This is a genomic window from Cupriavidus laharis (genome assembly GCF_914271435.1).
In the GTDB taxonomy this organism is placed as follows: Bacteria; Pseudomonadota; Gammaproteobacteria; order Burkholderiales; family Burkholderiaceae; genus Cupriavidus; species Cupriavidus laharis.
The window spans coordinates 472,256-490,794 of record NZ_CAJZAI010000002.1 but is presented as its reverse complement, the minus strand read 5'-3'; the positions used below and the strand labels follow the sequence as shown (position 1 = coordinate 490,794).

The 18,539-nt window shown below is 68.9% G+C and carries 18 protein-coding genes; 8 read left to right on the top strand and 10 right to left on the bottom strand.

Annotated features, from left to right (window positions below; all coding sequences use genetic code 11):
* Position 1 precedes the first annotated feature (1 nt).
* The 5 genes from pelG (at position 2) to LDO29_RS06030 (ending at position 7,096) form a co-directional block, all read left to right on the top strand.
* The gene (gene pelG, locus LDO29_RS06050) at positions 2–1,372 is read left to right on the top strand and encodes an exopolysaccharide Pel transporter PelG (RefSeq protein WP_224078873.1); all 1,371 of its coding nucleotides are present in this window, start codon (positions 2–4) and stop codon (positions 1,370–1,372) included.
* A 196-nt stretch (positions 1,373–1,568) separates the two neighbouring features.
* The gene (locus LDO29_RS06045) at positions 1,569–2,279 is read left to right on the top strand and encodes a response regulator transcription factor (protein WP_224078872.1); all 711 of its coding nucleotides are present in this window, start codon (positions 1,569–1,571) and stop codon (positions 2,277–2,279) included.
* Positions 2,272–3,945 (top strand): FecR domain-containing protein, encoded by a 1,674-nt coding sequence (locus tag LDO29_RS06040; protein ID WP_224078871.1) that lies wholly within the window; start codon positions 2,272–2,274, stop codon positions 3,943–3,945. The genes LDO29_RS06045 and LDO29_RS06040 overlap by 8 nt, the downstream gene beginning before the upstream one ends.
* The gene (locus LDO29_RS06035; RefSeq protein WP_224078870.1) at positions 3,920–6,313 is read left to right on the top strand and encodes a CHASE2 and HATPase_c domain-containing protein; all 2,394 of its coding nucleotides are present in this window, start codon (positions 3,920–3,922) and stop codon (positions 6,311–6,313) included. Before LDO29_RS06040 ends, LDO29_RS06035 begins: the two co-directional genes overlap by 26 nt.
* Before the next feature lie 291 nt (positions 6,314–6,604).
* Complete coding sequence (locus LDO29_RS06030; protein ID WP_224078869.1) at positions 6,605–7,096, top strand: PaaI family thioesterase; 492 nt, start codon at positions 6,605–6,607, stop codon at positions 7,094–7,096.
* A 151-nt stretch (positions 7,097–7,247) separates the two neighbouring features.
* On the opposite strand, the gene LDO29_RS06025 is transcribed toward LDO29_RS06030, so the two are convergent.
* A complete protein-coding gene (locus LDO29_RS06025) occupies positions 7,248–7,883 on the bottom strand; it encodes a TetR/AcrR family transcriptional regulator (RefSeq protein WP_224078868.1) in 636 nt (211 codons plus the stop codon).
* A gap of 82 nt (positions 7,884–7,965) precedes the next feature.
* Here LDO29_RS06025 and LDO29_RS06020 point away from each other — a divergent pair, with 82 nt between their 5' ends.
* Positions 7,966–9,495 (top strand): flavin-containing monooxygenase, encoded by a 1,530-nt coding sequence (locus tag LDO29_RS06020; RefSeq protein ID WP_224078867.1) that lies wholly within the window; start codon positions 7,966–7,968, stop codon positions 9,493–9,495.
* On the top strand, positions 9,492–10,025 hold the full coding sequence (locus tag LDO29_RS06015) for an alpha/beta fold hydrolase (RefSeq protein WP_224078866.1): 534 nt from the start codon (positions 9,492–9,494) through the stop codon (positions 10,023–10,025). Before LDO29_RS06020 ends, LDO29_RS06015 begins: the two co-directional genes overlap by 4 nt.
* Positions 10,026–10,060: 35 nt before the next feature.
* On the opposite strand, the gene LDO29_RS06010 is transcribed toward LDO29_RS06015, so the two are convergent.
* Positions 10,061–10,447 carry a hypothetical protein gene (locus LDO29_RS06010; protein ID WP_224078865.1) on the bottom strand — a complete coding sequence of 129 codons (387 nt, stop codon included), beginning with the start codon at positions 10,445–10,447 and terminating at the stop codon, positions 10,061–10,063.
* A 132-nt stretch (positions 10,448–10,579) separates the two neighbouring features.
* On the opposite strand from LDO29_RS06010, the gene LDO29_RS06005 reads away from it, so the two are divergent.
* Positions 10,580–11,305, top strand: coding sequence for a ubiquinone biosynthesis protein COQ4 (locus tag LDO29_RS06005; RefSeq protein ID WP_224078864.1), 726 nt, complete (start codon positions 10,580–10,582; stop codon positions 11,303–11,305).
* A gap of 11 nt (positions 11,306–11,316) precedes the next feature.
* Here LDO29_RS06005 and mdcH read toward each other — a convergent pair whose 3' ends face one another.
* The 8 genes from mdcH to LDO29_RS05965 form a co-directional block, all read right to left on the bottom strand.
* Positions 11,317–12,249, bottom strand: a complete 933-nt coding sequence (gene mdcH, locus LDO29_RS06000; protein WP_224078863.1) for a malonate decarboxylase subunit epsilon — start codon at positions 12,247–12,249, stop codon at positions 11,317–11,319.
* Complete coding sequence (locus LDO29_RS05995) at positions 12,246–12,875, bottom strand: malonate decarboxylase holo-ACP synthase (RefSeq protein ID WP_224078862.1); 630 nt, start codon at positions 12,873–12,875, stop codon at positions 12,246–12,248. Before LDO29_RS05995 ends, mdcH begins: the two co-directional genes overlap by 4 nt.
* 2 nt (positions 12,876–12,877) lie before the next feature.
* Complete coding sequence (gene mdcE, locus LDO29_RS05990; protein ID WP_224078861.1) at positions 12,878–13,714, bottom strand: biotin-independent malonate decarboxylase subunit gamma; 837 nt, start codon at positions 13,712–13,714, stop codon at positions 12,878–12,880.
* The gene (locus LDO29_RS05985) at positions 13,711–14,571 is read right to left on the bottom strand and encodes a biotin-independent malonate decarboxylase subunit beta (protein WP_224078860.1); all 861 of its coding nucleotides are present in this window, start codon (positions 14,569–14,571) and stop codon (positions 13,711–13,713) included. The genes mdcE and LDO29_RS05985 overlap by 4 nt, the downstream gene beginning before the upstream one ends.
* Positions 14,568–14,894 carry a malonate decarboxylase subunit delta gene (locus LDO29_RS05980; RefSeq protein ID WP_224078859.1) on the bottom strand — a complete coding sequence of 109 codons (327 nt, stop codon included), beginning with the start codon at positions 14,892–14,894 and terminating at the stop codon, positions 14,568–14,570. Before LDO29_RS05980 ends, LDO29_RS05985 begins: the two co-directional genes overlap by 4 nt.
* 9 nt (positions 14,895–14,903) lie before the next feature.
* Positions 14,904–15,806: a triphosphoribosyl-dephospho-CoA synthase gene (locus tag LDO29_RS05975; protein WP_224078858.1), complete on the bottom strand. Its 903-nt coding sequence runs from the start codon at positions 15,804–15,806 to the stop codon at positions 14,904–14,906.
* Positions 15,806–17,464 carry a malonate decarboxylase subunit alpha gene (gene mdcA / locus LDO29_RS05970; RefSeq protein ID WP_224078857.1) on the bottom strand — a complete coding sequence of 553 codons (1,659 nt, stop codon included), beginning with the start codon at positions 17,462–17,464 and terminating at the stop codon, positions 15,806–15,808. The genes LDO29_RS05975 and mdcA overlap by 1 nt, the downstream gene beginning before the upstream one ends.
* A gap of 109 nt (positions 17,465–17,573) precedes the next feature.
* Positions 17,574–18,494, bottom strand: a complete 921-nt coding sequence (locus LDO29_RS05965; protein WP_224078856.1) for a LysR family transcriptional regulator — start codon at positions 18,492–18,494, stop codon at positions 17,574–17,576.
* Positions 18,495–18,539 lie beyond the last annotated feature (45 nt).

Sequence of the window (18,539 nt, the reverse complement as noted above, 5' to 3'; positions counted from 1 at the left end):
GATGGCAGGCATTGGATTCGAGCTGCGCAAGATGCTGCGGCGGGACAACCTGTCGGGCATGCTGGGTGCCTATGCCTACGCGGGCATCATCAGTTCCGGCCCGTGGGTGCTGTCGATTGTCGGCATCTTGCTGATCGGCGTGCTGAGCCTGCCGTTCGTCGTGCCCGGCTCGCTGATCACGCAGTTCCAGGTGTCGGTGACCTACCTGATAGCGGTCAGCCTGATACTGACCGGGCCGTTGCAGCTCTCGTTCACGCGCTTCACGTCCGACCGGCTGTTCGAGAAGCGCGACCACCTTGTACTCAGCAACTACCACGCCATTGCGTTGCTGGTCACGGCGCTTTCCGGCGGCATCGGCCTGGCGTGCGCGGTGTTCGCGTTCCCGCAGCAGTCGGTGCTGTACCGTCTGCTGATGATGGCCGGCTTCGTGGTGATGAGCAATATCTGGATCGCCGTCATCTTCCTGTCGGGGATGAAGCAGTACAAGGCGATCGTCTGGACGTTCCTGCTGGGCTACGCGATCTCGGTTGGTGCCGCGCTGGCGCTGCGCCGCCATGGGTTGGAAGGACTGCTGTCGGGTTTTGTCGCAGGCCAGTTGTGCCTGCTGACCGGCATGATCACGCTGATCTACCGCAACTACAGCAGCCAGCGCTTCATTTCCTTCGAGGTGTTCCAGCGGCGGCATGCGTATCCGAGCCTGGTGGCCATCGGCCTGCTCTACAACCTGGGCATCTGGCTGGACAAGTTCATGTTCTGGTACGCGCCATCCACGGGGCAGCCGGTGGTTGGTCCGCTGCATGCGTCGATCATCTACGACATCCCGGTGTTCCTGGCCTACCTGGCCATCATTCCCGGCATGGCGGTGTTCCTGGTGCGCATCGAGACCGACTTTGTCGAGTATTACGACGCGTTCTACAACGCGGTGCGCGGCGGCAGTTCGCTCGAGCATATCGAGGACATGCGCAATACCATGGTCCAGACCATCCGGCTTGGCCTGTACGAGATCGTCAAGGTGCAGGCGATCAGCGCGTTGCTGCTGTTCGTGGTGGGCACATGGGTGCTGAAGCTGCTGGGCATCTCGGAGCTGTACATGCCGCTGCTGTATGTCGACGTGATCGGCGCCAGCCTGCAGGTGGTGCTGCTGGGCGTGCTCAATATCTACTTCTACCTGGACCGGCGCCGCGAGGTGCTGCTGCTGACGGGGACGTTCGTCGTGCTCAACTGCTCCCTGACCGCGCTGACCTTGCGTCTGGGCCCGGCCTGGTATGGGTACGGCTTTGCCGTATCGCTGCTGCTGGTGGTGGCGCTGGCGCTGTACCTGCTGGACCGCAAGCTCGACCGGCTGGAGTACGAAACCTACATGCTGCAGTGAGGCGACGGCTTCGACGGAGCCTGGCGTCATTGGTTAACATGGTTAACATGCAGGGTGCGGCGGGCTTCGGCCAGGCTTGCCGCGTGCGATGGTGAATGGCCGTGCCCGACAGGGCTGATACAACGAAACGATCAATGCTGGCCGAGCGGTCGCCATCGTGGCAATTTGCAGTCGCAGCAGGCAGAAGGGTGTGAGGATGAGGATTGCCTCGGTGGAGGACGATCCGGACCAGGCCGAACTGATCCGGAAAATATTGGACGAGGCCGGATTCGAATGCGAGTCCTATGCCACGGGCGCGGCCTTGCTGCGCGCGTTGCGCGAGCAGGCCTTCGACCTGCTGTTGGTGGACTGGCAACTGCCGGACACGAGTGGCGTTGAACTGGTGAGCTGGGTGCGCCAGACGTCCGGCCCCATGCCCCCCATCCTGTTTCTGACCAGCCGTACCGCCGAAGAGGACATTGTTGCCGGCCTGAACGTGGGGGGCGACGATTACATGCTCAAGCCGATCCGGGCCGGCGAACTGCTGGCGCGCGTGCGCTCGCTGCAGCGGCGCGCCTACCCCGAGGCCACGCTGGAAACCGACGTCATCCGCCGCGGCAGCTACTGCCTGGATCCGCGCACGCGCGCCATCACGCTGGACGGCGAGCCCGTCGCGGTGTCGCCGCGCGAGTACGAGCTCGCGCTATTCCTGTTCCGCAACATGGGCCGCCTGCTGCCGCGCGACGTGGTGGAGCAGGCCGTGTGGGGCCGCACCATCGGCACCGGCTCGCGCACGATCGATACGCACATGTCGCGCCTGCGCGTCAAGCTGGCGCTGCGCCCCGAGAACGGCGTGCGGCTGACCTCCGTCTATTCGCATGGCTACCGTTTCGAGGAAACCGGCACGGGGGATGACGGACATGCGTAGGGCCGCAGCGGTGACCGGCATGGCCCTGGCCGTGTGGCTGGCGGCAACCGGACCGGCGCAGGCGGGGCCGGCCGGCGCCGAAGGCGCCGACTTCATCTACGTGGTCGAGCCTGGCGACAACCTGTCCAGTCTGGCCGGGCGCTACATGGCCAGCGCCGATGGCTGGCGCCTGCTCCAGGCGCGCAACGGCGTGGCGGATCCGTACCGGCTGGCGCCGGGCACGCGCCTGCGCATCCCGCTTGGCCAGATTCCGGAGCAGCCCGGCGCGGCGCGCGTGGTGTTCGTCAACGGGCCGGCGCAGGCCGACGGCGAGCCGCTGCATGCAGGCATGGCACTGCGCGAGGCAGCGCGCATTGTCACCGCCGCCGGCAGCACCGTCACGCTGGAACTGCCCGACCGCACGCGCGTGACGCTGCCGCCGGGCACCACCGTGGCAGTGCGGCGGCTGCGCACGTTCCGAAAGTCCGGCCTGACCGATACCGTGATCCGCATCGAACGCGGCCAGGCCGATACGCGCGTGGCGCCCGAGGGCGGCGGCGTGGGCCGCTTCGAACTGCATACGCCGATGATGGTGACCGGTGTGCGGGGCACGCGCTACCGCGTGGCCGCCGATGCCGCCGGCAGCCGCAGCGAGGTGCTGGAAGGCCAGGTCGGCGTCAGCCTTGCGCGTGCCGGCGCCGCATCCGCGACTGCGGTGCCGGCTGGCTACGGTATCGGCGTACCGGCGGGCGCAGGCTTGTCGCGGCCGGTCGCACTCTTGCCGGCACCGCAGTTGCAGCCGCTGCCGGACACGGTACTGGGCCCGGCGGTGGACGCGGCCTGGCAGCCGGTGCAGGGGGCCGTGGGTTATCGCGTCTCGGTCGCGCGCGACGTCGCGCATACCGAGCTGGTCTGGACCGGCGACACGGCCGACACGCATATCGGCCTCGATGGCCTCCCTGAAGGTTCGCTGTACCTGGCCGTGAGCGCCGTGGACGCGCAGCGCCTGGCCGGCAAGCCGGCATCGGGACCGTTTGCGGTGCGGCTCAATCCGCCGGCGCCGTTTACGCTACAGCCGGCCGCCGGGACGGTGCGCTATGGCGAGTCGGCCACGTTCGAATGGGCGGCAGTGGGTGCAGCGGCTTCGTATGAACTTGCCGTGTCCGCCGATGCCGGCTTTGCCGCGACGGCCGCCACGCTGCAGGCCAGATCCGAGCAGGCCGTGCAGAAGCTTGCGCCGGGGGCATGGTTCTGGCGCGTGCGCTCGCTGGACGCGGGCGGACGGCCCGGACCCTGGTCGGCAGCGGTGCCGTTCACGCTCGAGCCGGCGCCGCCCGTGCCGACACTGCAGGATGACGGCGACAGCCTGCGCATCGGCTGGCCCGCGGACGCCAGGGCCACGGCCGGCTATCGCGTGCAGCTGGCCGAGGATGCCGGGTTCACCCGCATGGTGGCGGACCAGCGCAGTGCCGACAACGAGGTGGCGCTGCCGCGGCCGCCGGCCGGTACATACTATGTGCGCGTAGCACGCGCCGCGGCGGACGGCCATGAGCCTGCGGCTGCCTTCTCCGCGCCGCAGCGCATCACCATCGTGGCGTACCTGCGCGACGGACAGGGCGGCGCGATCCGCCTGGGCGACGGTGCCCGCGACGAGGGCAACCATGGCACCGGCGTCCGCATCAGGTAAGCCCTGGCGGCGCGCGCCCGAGGCTGCCTTCGGGCGGCGCACGCTGGCCGAGTGGGCCTTGCTGCTGGCCGCCGTGCTGGCGCTGGTGGCGGTGGTGGCGCGCTACGGCTGGGCCGAGCGTGCCGACCTGGCCATCTACGACCTTTCCATCGGCGCGCAGCACCACGCCGCGCGCGACGACATCGTTATCGTCGCCATCGACGACGCCAGCATCACGGCCATCGGCCGCTGGCCCTGGCGCCGCACCGTCCTGGCGGAACTGGTGGACCGCATTGCCGCCGGCCGGCCGCGCGTGATCGGCGTGGACGTGATCCTGACCGAGCGCGACACGCGCTATCCGCAGGACGATGCCGTGCTCGCGCGCAGTCTGGCAGCCGCGGGCAATGTGGTACTGCCCGTGCTGGCCGAGCCCTCCGCGAGCGGCATGGTGGTGCGCTATCCGCTGGCCGGGCTGGACGCGGGGGTGGGGCACATCAACCTGACCGTGGACACCGACGGCGTGGCACGGCAGGTGTACCTGCTCGAAGGGCCGCAACCTGCACAACAGGCCGGGCTGCCCCATGTGGCGGCGGTGATGGCGTCATGGGGCGGGGCGCCGCGGCCCGTCGCAGGCTATCGCCATGAAGCGGCCGGCGTGGTCGATGCCTTCGGCTGGGAGCGCCGCTACCGGCTGCGGATTCCGTTCGCCGGCCCGCCGGGCACGTTTGCACGGGTTTCGGCACGCGATGTCCTGGAAGGACGCGCCGATCCGGCGATGTTCCGCGGCAAGGCCGTGTTGTTCGGCGCCATCGCCACCGGAATGGGCGACGTGCTGCCCACGCCGGTGGCGCGCGACGGGCGCGGCATGAGCGGCGTCGAAATCCTGGCCAATACGCTGCAGACGCTGCTGGAGAATGACGCCATTGTCGCGGTACCGCCGCCCTGCGAGCTGGCAGGCACCGTACTGGCCGTACTGGCGGCGGCGCTGGCGGCGCTGGTGCTGACGCCGCGCGGGGCACTGCTGGCGACGGGGCTGGTGATTGCGGTGCTGCTGGCCGGCCCGCCGCTCCTGCTGGCCGGCGCGCGCCTCTGGTTCGCGCCGGCTGCCGCGCTGCTTGGCTGCCTGATGTTCTACCCGCTGTGGAGCTGGCGCCGCCAGGAGGCGGCGCTGCGTTTCCTGGCGGACGAACTGGCGCGCCATGAGCGCGAGCCTGGCCTGCCGCCCGTACCCGCGGCCATTGGCGCCACGCTTGAAAGCCGCATGCGCGCGGTGTATCGCATGAGCTCGCGGCTGCATGACCTGCGCCGCTTCCTGGCCGACGGGCTGGAGAGCCTGCCCGAGGCGATGGTGATCTGCAACCTCGAAGGCGGCGTGCTGCTGGCGAACCGGCGCTGCGTGGCGCTGGTGCCCGGCGTGCTCGGCGCCACTGCTGGGAGCGACGCGCCGAACACGCCCGCCGACATCGGTAGCGCTGCCCGCGCCGATATCCGTGCCGTGATCGCCGTACTGTTCGCCGCGCCCGAGCCGGCGCTGGAGTACTGGCAGGCGCTGCATGCGCGCAGCGCGGATGCAGCCGGGCCCGATGACGGCATCGAGCTGGCCGCACGCGACGAGCGGCGCTACCTGATGCACGGCGCGCCGCTGCATGGCGAGCAGGGCGCCGTCGCGGGGCTGATCGTCAGCTTCATCGATATCACGGCCATCCGCCTGGCCGAGCGCCAGCGCGAGCAGATGCTGCGCTTCCTGTCGCATGACATGCGTTCGCCGCAGGCGTCCATCCTCGCGCTGATCGATCTGCACCGCGGCGCGGCCAAGGGACCATCCGCCGACCTGCTCGCGCGGATCGGCACGCATGCGCGGCGCACCATGTCCCTGGCCGACGACTTCATTCGCGTCGCGCGGGCGGAAACGCAGCCGCTGTCCCTGCGCGATGTCGACCTCGCGGGCCTGGTGCTCGACGCCACCGACGAGTTGTGGGCGCTGGCCAACGCGCGCGGCGTGCCGCTGAATGTGGACCTGCCCGACGATCCCGCCGTGATCCGCGCCGAGCCCGCACTGCTGGTGCGCGCCATTGGCAACCTGGTCAGCAATGCGGTGAAGTTCAGCCCGCGCGGCGGCGCGGTGACGGTGGCATTGCAGGCGGAGCCGGGCGGCTATGCCGTGTCGGTCACGGATCGGGGCCCCGGCATTCCGCTCGCGCAGCAGCAGCGCCTGTTCGAGCCGTTCGCGCGGCTGCATGAGCATGACCCGGATGCGCCTGCGGGCAGCGGGCTGGGGTTGCTCCTGGCGAAGACCGTGGTGGAACGCCATGGCGGCAGCATTTGCGTGGTGAGCGATGCGGGGGCCGGCGCCACGTTCACGCTGCACTTGCCAGCGCCACGCGGCTGACGGCTTCAGACACAATTGTTGGCAGTTGCCTTGGCCGTCATTGTTTACGATGTCGAAGCCGTGCGGCCCCGCATCGTACGGCTTGCAACGCCCGCCCAGCCCTCCCAGTAGTCTCCTGGCGCGGGCGTTCTTTTTGGTGATTCTCTGATGCGCTGACGGCGCATCATCCTGATAGCCAAGGCAGCAGTCCCGAACGCGCGCGCCAAGAACGACATCCCAGTCACCACCACAGGCAAATACTTCCCGCTGCATCTACATGTAAGCTACGTGCCATTGACCGGGATACCAGACATGACAAGCTATCGCTACGGAGTTGCATCACTGGCCGAAACCGCGGAGATGAGCGGTAAGGCCATCCTCGAGGCCATCATCGCCGGAAGGCTGCCGCAACCGCCAATTTCGCAAGCACTCGGCTTCTGGCTGGCGGAAGTAGGCGACGGGTTTGCCGTGTTCGAAGGCGACCCCGGCCCGCACTTGTTCAACCCGATGGGAACGGTGCACGGCGGCTGGGCGCTGACGCTGATCGACAGCGCCACGGGCTGCGCGGCCAATTCCGTGCTGCCTGCCGGCACCGGCTACACCACGGTCGAGACCAAGGGCAATTTCTCGAGGCCGATCAAGGCCGACACGGGCCGCGTGCGTGCGGAAGGGCGCGTGGTCAGCCAGGGCCGGCAGATCGTCACGGCCGAGGCGCGCGTGCTTGCCGCCGACGGCCGCATCCTGGCCCACGGCACATCGACGCTGCTGGTACTGGCGCCAGCGAAGCCGGCTCAGGAGAAATGAGGGCCAACCATCCCGATAGCCCCGATATTCCCGACGGCACCACGCCGGACGGTACGCAGGTGGGCGCCATGCTCAGGAGCAGGCAGGTGTTCTGAGCGGAGCCTGGCTGGCAGTCACCGTCAATGATCGTGCAAGATCTCCAGCAAGGCGGTCAGGCCGGCTTGCGCGTCAGCACCATCGCCAACTCCAGGGCCGTCGCGGCCACGGTGTCGACATCGGGCGCGTACCCATCGCGGATCCAGCGCAGCGCGATATGCACGACCCCGCCGGCGACGCCCGCCAGCAGCAACGGGGCCGCGGTCTGTCCGGGCGGCAGCAGCGTTTGTGCGAGCAAGCCGCCGAACGCGCGCAGCGACTCGTCGAGCGCTTCGTCCACGCGCTTGCTGACGCCGCGGATCTCCAACAGGAATACCCGTGCGGAGCGCGGCTCGCACTGCAGTGCGCCGAAGTACGCGCGCAGCATGGCCAGCGCGCGCTGCTGGCGCCCGCGCCCGGCGTCTTGCGCCGCATGCCCGATCGATTGCAGCAGCAGGTCGGTTACGGCGCGGAATGACGCCTCCAGCAGGGCTTCGCTGTTGGCGAAGGATTCGTAGAAGTAGCGTTCCGTCAGCCCGGCCGCCTCGCATACCGCCTTGACGGTGGAGTTCTGGTAGCCGCGCTCGCCGTAGACCTGGATGGCTGCGGCGATCAGCTGGCAACGGCGCTGGGTGCGCCGCTCGTCGGCTGCTGCACCGCGGTAGCGGCGGGCGGTGGAAGTTTCGGTCGGCTCGGTCGGCTCGGTCATCATGAGGCCATTATGACATTCCCTATTGTCAGATGGCATCTGACAACCTATGGTGTCAGAAGTGACTGCATCCGGGATACCCGCCATGACCGTTGCTGCACCCGAAGACACGCTGCTCGATGTCCTGATCGTGGGCGCCGGCCTTTCCGGCATCGGCGCCGCGCGGCAATTGCAGCAGCGCTGCCCCGGCAAGCGCTACGCCATCCTGGAAGCACGGCAGGCCATGGGGGGCACTTGGGACCTGTTCCGCTATCCGGGCATCCGGTCGGATTCGGACATGTACACGCTCGGCTACCGCTTCAAGCCGTGGAAGGGCGCGAAGGCCATCGCCGACGGCCCGTCGATCCTGTCCTATATCCGCGAGACCGCCGACGAAGCCGGCATTACCCGGCACATCCGCTTCGGCCACAAAGTGGTCAGCGCGGCGTGGCACAGCCATGAAGCGTGCTGGACGGTCACGGCGGAGCGTGCCGAGGACGGCAGCCGGCAGCAGTGGCGCGCGCGCTTGCTCTACGTGTGCGCAGGCTATTACCGCTATGCGGAGGGCCACCGGCCGGCCTTCCCCGGCGAGGAAACCTTCCGCGGCCGTATCGTGCATCCGCAGTTCTGGGACGCCTCGCTCGACTACGCCGGCAAGCGCGTGGTGGTGATCGGCAGCGGCGCCACGGCCGTCACGATGGTGCCGGCCATGGCCGCAACCGCTGCGCACGTGACCATGCTGCAGCGCTCGCCAAGCTACGTCGTGACCCGCCCCGGCGAGGACGCGATCGCCGCCAGGCTGCGGCGGCTGTTGCCGGAGAACATGGCCTATGCGGCGACGCGCTGGAAGAACGTGCTGCTCGGCATGTTCTTCTTCCAGCTCGCGCGCCGCCGGCCGGAGCGGGTCAGCGAGCGCATGGTCGGCATGGCCGCCGGGCAGCTCGGCCCCGGTTTCGATGTCGGCAAGCACTTTACGCCGCACTACAAGCCCTGGGATCAGCGCGTCTGCCTGGTGCCTGACGGCGACCTGTTCCGCGAGATCCGCGACGGCCGCGCGTCGGTCGTCACCGATACCATCGAGCGCTTTACCGAAGACGGCATCGTGCTGGCCTCGGGGCAGACCCTGCCGGCGGACATCATCGTGACGGCCACCGGCCTCAGGCTCAACATGCTCGGCGACATCGCCGTCAGCGTCGACGGCCAGGCCCGCGTTCCGGCCGAGCTGATGGCGTACAAGGGCATGATGCTCAATGACGTGCCGAACCTGGTGCTGGCCTTCGGCTATACCAATGCCTCATGGACGCTGAAGGCGGACCTGACTGCCGAATACGTGTGCCGGCTGCTGCGGTACATGGACCGCCACGGGCACCGCGTGGCCATGCCGCGGCGCGACCCGTCCGTGCAGCCGGTGCCGTTTCTCGACTTCACGTCCGGCTATGTGCAGCGCGCCGCCGGCGTGCTGCCCCGGCAGGGCAACCGCAGGCCGTGGCGCGTGTACCAGAACTACATCCTGGACATGCTCACCATCCGCCACGGCCGCATTGCCGATGGCGTGCTGCAGTTCGGCATGCCGCGCGCCGCGCCGACAAAGTGTGAAGCGCCGGCAAGCCTGTCCGGCGGCGAGGTGCAGCCATGACGATCCTGCTCTACGTGGTGCTGGCCGTGGCGGCGCTGTTCGCCGGCCTCTTTGTCTACACGGTGCGCAAGGTGCGGCGCATCGAGGCGGCGCTGCCGCCTACCGGCCGTTTTGTCGATGTGCCGGGCGCACGCCTGCACGTGGTCGAGCGCGACGAGGTGCTGGAGATCGTGTTCGGTCCCGATCCTGTGCCCGCGGACTTCGCCGTGCGCGGCGGCGGCATGCTGGCCTTGCGGCCCAGCCATTTCGTGGCGGCTTCGGAGGACCTGGTTGCCGGCGCGCCCAGCCTGGCGCCGCTGGTGGCGCGCTACGGGGAACTGCGCCTGCCTGTCAGCATTCTTTTCGGCCGTGAAGACCGCATCCTGGACCCCGCAGCCAATGGCGAGGCAATGGTGGCCAAGGTGCCGGGCGCGACGCTGGCGCTGGTGCCTGGCGGGCACATGCTGCCGATCATGGCCGCCGACACCTGCGTGGCTTTTGTGCGCGCGGCCGCGGCGCGGCTGCGCGAAGCCGAGGCGGTGACCGCATGAACGCGCCGCGCCGCACCGGGGCCAGGCGCGCGGCTTCAGTGGGCCGTGCCCGGTTTGCAGTCCTGCACCCAGCCGGCGACACGGCTCGGGCTCATCGTGGGGCGCCACTCACCGGAACTGCGGATTTCGACATCCGTTCCCTGCCGCGCCTGGCGCAGGCTGACTATGTAGAAGTAGCCCGTGTCGGCGCGCGTGGCGGAGCCGATGCGCACATCGACCTTGCCGGGCTCGGGGTAGGCGACGACGTTGGCTTCTTCCCTGAGCCGGCTTTTCAGGCAAAGCGTCAGGTCGCCGACGCTCGCGTCGGAGTGGATCTGCTTCGGCTCCTGCGCCTGGAGGTACTCCACGTTGGCGCCGCTGGCACAGGCGGCCAGCCATGGCACCGCCACGGCCGCGAGCAGGAGGATGCGGGTTGCGGACATGCATTTTCCCTTTGTGGATGCGACGCTGCATGCTACATGAGAATGTGTGGCGCAGGTCCGTCCGACCCTCACGCCGGGCCGGGACATGCCCGCCGGCCGTGCCGCTGAACCACTGCCCAAAGGAAGACGCCGATGGCTGCCGTGATTGCCCCTGATCCCTACAAGCGCGATTTCTCCACCGCCTTCAGCGCCATTCGCAAGCTGCTTGCCGACGGGCATGACACCACGCAGGTGTTCCTGATCATGCGCGCGCTGAACGGGCCGTCCATGCCAAAGAACTTCGCGCGCCTGCTGGGCACGCCTGAAGGCCGGCGGCTGGTCTACCAGCGCACCGAGCTGGCCGAGCGGCTCTCCGACCCGGCCTACGTGACGAGTTTTGCGCCCGGTACGGTGGGCGCGGCGTATCGGGATTTCCTGCGGAACACCGGCTACAGCGCCGATGGGCTGGCCGATGTCTCCAACCTCGGCCGCGAGCCGCTGGTCGAAGACGCCTACATGTGGTTTGGCCGCCGTACGCGCGATATCCACGACATCTGGCATGTGCTGACGGGCTACCGCGCGGACGAGAGCCTGGGCGAGGCGGCGCTGGTGGCCTTCAGCTATGCGCAGACCGGCGGCCTGGGCTGGGCATTCATCGCGGTGGCGGCGTCGCTGAAGAGCCTGCGCGTGAGCCGCAGCCTGGCTTTCGCGCGCGCGGTGCTGGAGGGCTACCGCCTTGGCCGCGCGGCGAACTGGCTGCTGGGAGAGGATTACGAGGCCCTGCTGCACGAGCCCCTTGGCGCCGCGCGTGCCCGCCTCGGCATCGGCGAGGCGCCGCGGTACATGAACTGCCATCCGCTGCAGGACTGGCACGCCTGAGCGAGGCGGATTCACGTTATCTGCCGCCCGCGCCGCATGATTGCGGCCAGCGTATCCACCCGCGTCCTGTCCGCGGCAATGACGATGCCATCGGAAAATACCGGCTGCGCCAGCCGCGTCAGTACATCGCCCGGTGGCGCTTCGACCACCACGCGCATGCCGGTGGCGTAGGCCAGTAGCATGGTCTCGTGCCAGCGCACCGGGATGGCCATGTTGCGGGCCAGGTCGTCCGTGATCCGCCGCGGGTCGCGCAGTTCGCGCGCGAGGCTTGCGCTGAAGTAGCGCACGCGCGGTGGCGACAGCGGGATGGCCGCCATGGCTTTCGCCAGTTCGGCGGCGGCGGCATCCAGCAGGGCGCAGTGAGAAGGCACATGGATGGCGACAGGTTTCGCCGCCTGTGCTCCCGCTGCCAGCGCCAGTGCCGATACCGCTTCCATGGCCGGGATGCTGCCAGCGATCACGATCTGCGTGGGCGCGTTGAAGTTCGCGAGGTAGACCGGGCTTTGCAGCGTGTGGACCTGCGCCACCAGCGGCTCGAGGCGTGTGCGGTCCAGCCCCAGAATTGCCGTCATGCCGTAGCCGTTCGGATAGGCCCGCTCCATGAGTTCGCCACGCAGTCTGACAACGCGCAACGCGTCGGCGAAGGACAGCACGCCCGCACTGACCGCGGCCGCATAAGCCCCGATCGAAAGCCCGGCGACGGCGTCGGGCGTGCCGCCTTCCTCCGCCAGGCAGCGTGCCATGGCCACACCCGCGGTCAGCAGGCAGAGCTGCACCCAGACCGTCGAGCGCAGGCGCGATGGCGTATCCATCTCGGCGGAGGGCAGTTGCAGCACATCAGCCGCTTCCGCGAGCACGGCCGTGACGGCCGGATGATCGGGAAGGTCCGCGAGCATCCCGGCCCGCAGCGAGCCCTGGCCAGGAAAGGTCAGCAGTACGCTCATGGCGCGGGCTGCCAAGGGGCGGCGCACATCCTCGGCCCAAGCGCTGTCTTCAGTAGCACCTTGCCGCGGTTGCGCCGCCATTCGAGGAATGAGAAGCCGCCCTGAGGTGTATCAACCTGGATGTCGATCCGTGCGGGTCCGGCGTCCTGCAGCGCGGCCAGCAGGTCGGCATCGGCTTGCGGCAGCGGATTGTCCGCGTAGACCAGCAGGTCCAGGTCGCTCTGTGCATGGAGAACATTGACGCCGCAGGCGAGCGTGAAGCCGGCGCTGCCGCCCACGCCCCAGCGGATATGCCGCGCGTCGAGCGCATCGGCGGCGGCATCGAGCGTGCGGATGGCCGCGAGCGTCAGCAGTTCAGGACGCCGCCACGCGCGCGAGGCCGCGATATCCGCGGGCGTGACCACGCGTGCCACATCGGCGGGATCGATCCACGTGCCGAAGCGCTCGGCACGCGATCGCCCGCGCAGCCCGACCGGAATGGCATCGGGGCGACACGCATCTCGCCGCACGACGACAGGCGTGGTGGCCAACGCTGCCAGCGATACCCAGTCCGGCAGCGCCACGCCGCCCAGGCTGCGCCGCGGATCGGCCAGCCAGAGCAGGTCGTGCGGTGCCGGGCGAGGCATGTTCAGGCTTGCCATTGCCGCAGCAGGCAGTCGCGCACCCGACGCGACGCCTGGCGGTTCTCGCCGTTGCGCCGGCCGGCGAGATCGCGCGCACCGTCGCGCCGGATATCCGCGAGCGTTGCCAGGATGGCGTCCCGGGCCATGTGGATGTCCGCTGGTTCCGGTGCATCGGCCGATGCCACGTCGATCAGCCGCCACAGGATGCCGAGCGTCGCGAAGTTGCCGATGTCATAGGCCATGGGCGGCACGGTGGCGGCCAGCGCCTCCAGGTCCTCGACCGTGCGCATGGTGATGCGGGCCGCGGCGTCCTTGCCCATGGCGTGCACGAGCACGCCGCTGTCGCGCAGCGCGATGATGCGGTTGGCCTGGTAGCCATGGGCCAGGAACGCGCCCGACATGGCTTTGCCGACGATCAGCGCCACGACCGGATGCCCGGCCAGGCGCGCTTGCGCATAAGCCGCCGCCGCCGCGGCAAGCGACTGGTGGATGCCCAGCGCTTCCTCGCGTCGGCCATAGGCCTGGCTGGGCGTATCCACTACCGCGACGATGGCGCGCTTGACCGCGGCATCGCGGTCCGCCTCCACCACTTCGCGCACGGCCTGGGCCAGCGACCAGCCCTCGATCAACCCGACCTCGCCGTTGCGCGCACGCGGGAAGCGGCTTTGCGCATCCGGGACCACGGCAATCCAGCGGACCAGCGTGCCGGCCAGTTCGCCGTCGGCAACTGCCACGGAGCGTGGGAAGCCTTCGCGGTACGACGCTGTTGGCGCCAGTGCGCGCAACCAGTGCGCGCCGCGGCTCGCGTCCTGGTCCGGCTGGGTTTGGACGGTGGCGTTCATGCGTCAGTCTCCCGATGGAAACGGCTAAAAAGGCGCTGCACCTCGGCCGGCGTCGGCTGGACGCCGGCGTCATACGCCTGCAGCACCGACAGGGCTTCACGGTAGCGTTCGCTGCGGTGCGTGGCGGATGCGGGGGCGCGCAATTGCCGGGCGACCGCGTCGCGCATGGCGGCGCAATCGTCGGCGGCATACGCGTCCGCGAAGCCGGTGGCAACCCGCTGTGCGCCGCCGGTGAAGCTCCAGATGAACGGTCGGTCGCGCGAATCGTATTCCGCGATGCCGGCCTCCTGTTCGATCACGGCGGGCCCGTTCAGGCCAAGGCGGCCTTCCTGTGTCATGACGAGTGACGTGCACAGGCCGGCGGCGATCGACATGCCGCCAAAGCATCCGACCTGTCCGGCAATCACCCCGACCACCGGCTGGTAGCGCCGCAGGTCGACAATGGCCGCATGGATGTCCGCGATCGCCGCCAGGCCCAGGTTGGCCTCCTGCAGCCGCACGCCGCCGGTTTCGAGCAGCAGGACGGCACGGGTCGGCACGCCGCGGCGGTTGTCGTCGGCGGCTAGCTCCAGCGCGCCGGCAATCTTCGCACCGCCGACCTCGCCGAGGCTGCCGCCCTGGAAGGCGCCTTCTATGCCCAGCACCACGACGGACTGCCTATCGATGTGTCCCTTCGCCACGATCACGCCGTCGTCGCTTTGCGGCACGATGCCCTGGCGCGCGAGCCACGGGGACTGCAGGCCATCGAACGGTCCGGCAAGCTCGCGGAAGGTACCGGCGTCCAGCAGGGCGTGGGCGCGTTCGCGCGCGCTCAGTTCGATGAAGCTGTTGCGGGCCAGCAAGGATGCAGTGCTCATGGGCGCTCCTGTTGTCCGTGCGCGCCCGGCGCCTTCAGCGCTTCGAAGGCCTCGGCCAGGCGCATGCCGACCACGCCCGGCGTGGCGCCGAAATCGTGGATGCGGATCTGCATGGATGCGCGCGGCTCCGCCGCGAACACGCGGGCGAGCTGCGCGTCCCAGACGCGCGCATAGCCGTTGACGGAAGTGGTGACATCCACGGTGGTCACGCCGCCGGTGCCGGGTTCGACCAGGACTTCGAGATCGCCCGATCCCACCACGCCCACGAGCACGCGGGCTGCGGCAGGCGATCCCGCCGGAAATTCAAAACGCAGTTGTTCCATGGAAGCCTCCTAGATTTGCCCTGTGGCGGTGTCGGGTAGCCGTGACAGCCGGTCGAGGAAGATCGTCGCGGCCAGCAGGTCCGCCGCGCCGCCCGGCGACGCGCGCCGGGCCAGCATGCCGGTGTCAAGCTCGCGCAGCAGGCGCCGTCCCGCGACCGTGCCGGCGCCGCCCGCTGCCAGCACGGCTTGCGCGCCGGCCTGCATATAGGCCAGGCCCGAACGGCCCGTCCGGGCCAGCACACAGGTATCGTCGAGTCCGCTCATCAACGCGAGCAGTGCATTCAACCGGGCAGCCGATTCGCTGTCGCCGCGCGCGCGGCTGTGTTGCAGGACCGGCAATGCGCGCCGCATGACATGCGGAAAGCCCGCGCGCGCCTGCGCCCTGGCACCGCCGACGCCATAGGCCAGGCAGGCCAGCTCGCCCTTGTTGCCGGTCACTGCCGGGCGGTGCCGGTCAGCCAGCCGCGCAATGGCGCCGGCCGCATGGCTGACTGTGCTTGCGCTGGCCTGTTCGCCGGCGGCGGCGAGTTGCGCTGCGGCGCCTACCAGCAGGCCGAGGCACCAGATGGCGCCGCGGTGCGTGTTCACGCCGCCGGTGGCCGCCAGCATGGCCGCTTCGGCCTCGCGCCCGAGTGCGCCGAGCCGCTCGCGCAGCGCATAGCCGACGCGTGCCGCGCGCTGGCCAGCCATTGCCATGTCGGCGAACGACGGGCCCAGCGCCTGCGCGGAGCGCAGCATCAGCGCCAGCGTCAGGTCGGCATGCGCGCCGCTGCCGCGGCTGTCGACCAGCCCGGGCTTGGGCGACAGCCGTGCTTCTTCGACGATGGCGTCGACCGCCAGATCGGCCAATGTCTGCGCTTGCGCGGACGCCGCGTCTGCGGCCCACAGGATTCTTGCCGCTGCGCTGCCCATCACCAGCTCCGGAAGCGGGCCGGCGGCGCGTACAGGCCACCGGACCATTCGACCAGGTCGGCCATGCTCTTGGCCGCGAGCAGGCTGCGCGTGGCCTGGCTGCGCTGCACGCCAAGGTCTTCAGGCAGCGCGATCAGGCCGTCGCTGCGCATGCGGCGCGTCTGTGCTGGGTCGTGCTTCAGGCCGATCGGCGTCACGCCGGCCACCGCGGCGATCATCCGGCGCCGCTCTTCGAGCGATTGCGCCTTGTAGAGGTAGGCAATGCCTTCCTCGGTCAGCACGTGCGTGACGTCGTCGCCGTAAATCATGACCGGCGCCAGCGGCATGCCGCTTTCGCGCGCGACGTCCACGGCGTCCATCGATTCGACGAAGGTCGGCTTGCCGCCCGCCTGGAAGGTCTCGACCATCTGCACCACGAGCTTGCGGCCGCGTGCGAGCGGGTCGTCCGTTTCGATCAGGTCCAGCCACGCCGGCGTGGGATGGCGGCGGCCGCCGGGGTTGTGGCCCATGTTGGGCGCGCCACCAAAGCCGGACAGCCGGCCGCGCGTCACGGTAGACGAGTGGCCGTCGCCGTCGATCTGCAGCGTGGAGCCGATGAACAGGTCCACTGCGTACTGGCCCGCAAGCTGGCAGAACGCGCGGTTCGAGCGCATCGAGCCGTCCGCGCCGGTAAAGAAGATGTCGGGCCGCGCAGCAACGTATGGCTCCATGCCAAGTTCGCTGCCGAAGCTGTGCACGCTTTCGACCCAGCCGGTCTCGATGGCGGGGATCAATGTCGGGTGCGGGTTCAGCGTCCAGTACTTGCAGATCTTGCCCTTCAGCCCCAGCGATTCGGCATAGGTCGGCAGGATCAGTTCGATCGCGGCCGTATTGAAACCGATGCCGTGGTTCAGCGACTGCACCTGGTGGCGTTCGTAGATGCCGCGGATCGCCATCATCGCCATCAGCACGTGCACGGGCTTGATCAGGCGCGGATCGCGCGTGAACAGCGGCTCGCAGAAGAACGGCTGATCGGCCTGCACTACATAGTCGACCCAGGAGCCCGGCACATCGACGCGCGGCAGGTCGGCCGGGTCATCGACGATCTCGTTGACCTGCGCGATCACCAGGCCGTCGCGGAAGGCCGCGGCTTCCACCAGCGCCGGCGTGTCTTCCGTGCTCGGGCCGGTGTACAGGTTGCCGTCGCGGTCTGCCTTGTAGCCCGCGATCAGCACGACGTTGGGAATCAGGTCCACATACAGGCGTGCGTAGAGTTCGATGTAGGTATGGATGGCGCCGACTTCGAGCAGGCCGTCCTCCAGGAACTGCGAGATCCGGATGCTCTGTGCGCCGGCATACGAGAAGTCGAGCTTGCGCGCGATACCGCGCTCGAACAGGTCCAGGTGCTCGACGCGGCTGACGCTCGGGATGATCATGTGCAGGCCGTTGATGCGGTCGGGGCTGACCTGGGCCAGCGAACGCGACAGGAAATCCGCCTGCTTCTGGTTATTGCCTTCGACCACCACGCGGTCGCCCGGGAGCAGCACGGCCTCCAGGAATGCCACGATATCGCCGGTCGGTATGCGCTTGCCCTGCGCGATGGCGGCGCCCTGTTGCTTGCGCCGCGCCTTGGCTTCTCTGCGGGTGTTCCACTGACGCCCCGGGGTGGTGCTGGTCATCGTGTCTCCGGCTTGGGTCTGTCTGATGGTGTCCACCATAAACAGCCGGAGACCACGGAACAATCACGCGGCAGGCAGGATTGTTACGCTCGGCGAAAGCAACGCCGGGCTACTGTCCCGCTTCGCGCATCGCCATGCGGCAGACCGCCGCCAGCGCCAGCAGGTTGGGGTCGCGTTCCCTGCGGCGCAGGAAGCTCAGGCCGATGGTCTGCCGGATGTTGTCGTAGTCGGCAGTAAGCGGCACGAATGCCACATTGCGCGAATACATGCCCTTCACGCGGCCCGGCAGCAGCGTGTAGCCGACGCCGCCGCCGACCAGGTTCGTCAGCGAGAAGATATCGCCGACCTTCATGACCAGGTTTGGCTGGAAATCCGCGATCCGGAATGCTTCCACGAAGCCGCGCGAGGTGGCGAATCCCTCGCTCAGCGATACGAAGGGCTCGTCCCGGCAGGTGCGCAGGTCCACGGCCTGCATCGACGCGTAGGGCGAGTCGGCCGGCGCGGCGAAGAAGATTTCGTCTTCGAACAGCGGGATGGATTCGATCTCGGGATCTGGCTCAGGCGTGGCCATCAACGTGGCATCGATCGAGCCTTGCTTGAGCATCTGCAGCAGGTCGGCGTTCGAGCCCAGTACGAGTTCGGTCTGCAGTTCCGGGCGCCTGGCCTTCAGGTCGATGACAATCCGCGGCACCGTGTGCGCCGTCAGCGAATACAGCGAGCCGATCTTGAGATGGTCGGCCGAATAGCCGGCGGCCTCGCGCGTGGCGCGGATGCCGTCGGCCATGGCCTTGAGCACTTCGCGTGCGGTGTCGGCGAGCACATAGGCCGCATCGGTCGGGATCAGGTTGCGTCCCTCATGCCGGAACAGCGCGCAGCTGGTGCCTTCCTCCAGCGAATGCAGCGCCCGGTGCACGCTGACCGTGCTGGTGTCCAGGATCTCCGCCGCCTTGGCCAGGTTGCCCGACTCCATGAACGCCAGCAGCGCTTCGAGCTTGCGGAAGGTGATCTCTTCGCCGATGCGGATTCTCATTGGGGTGGCCGTGGTGGGAGCGGGACCCCTTATCTTAGCCGCCTT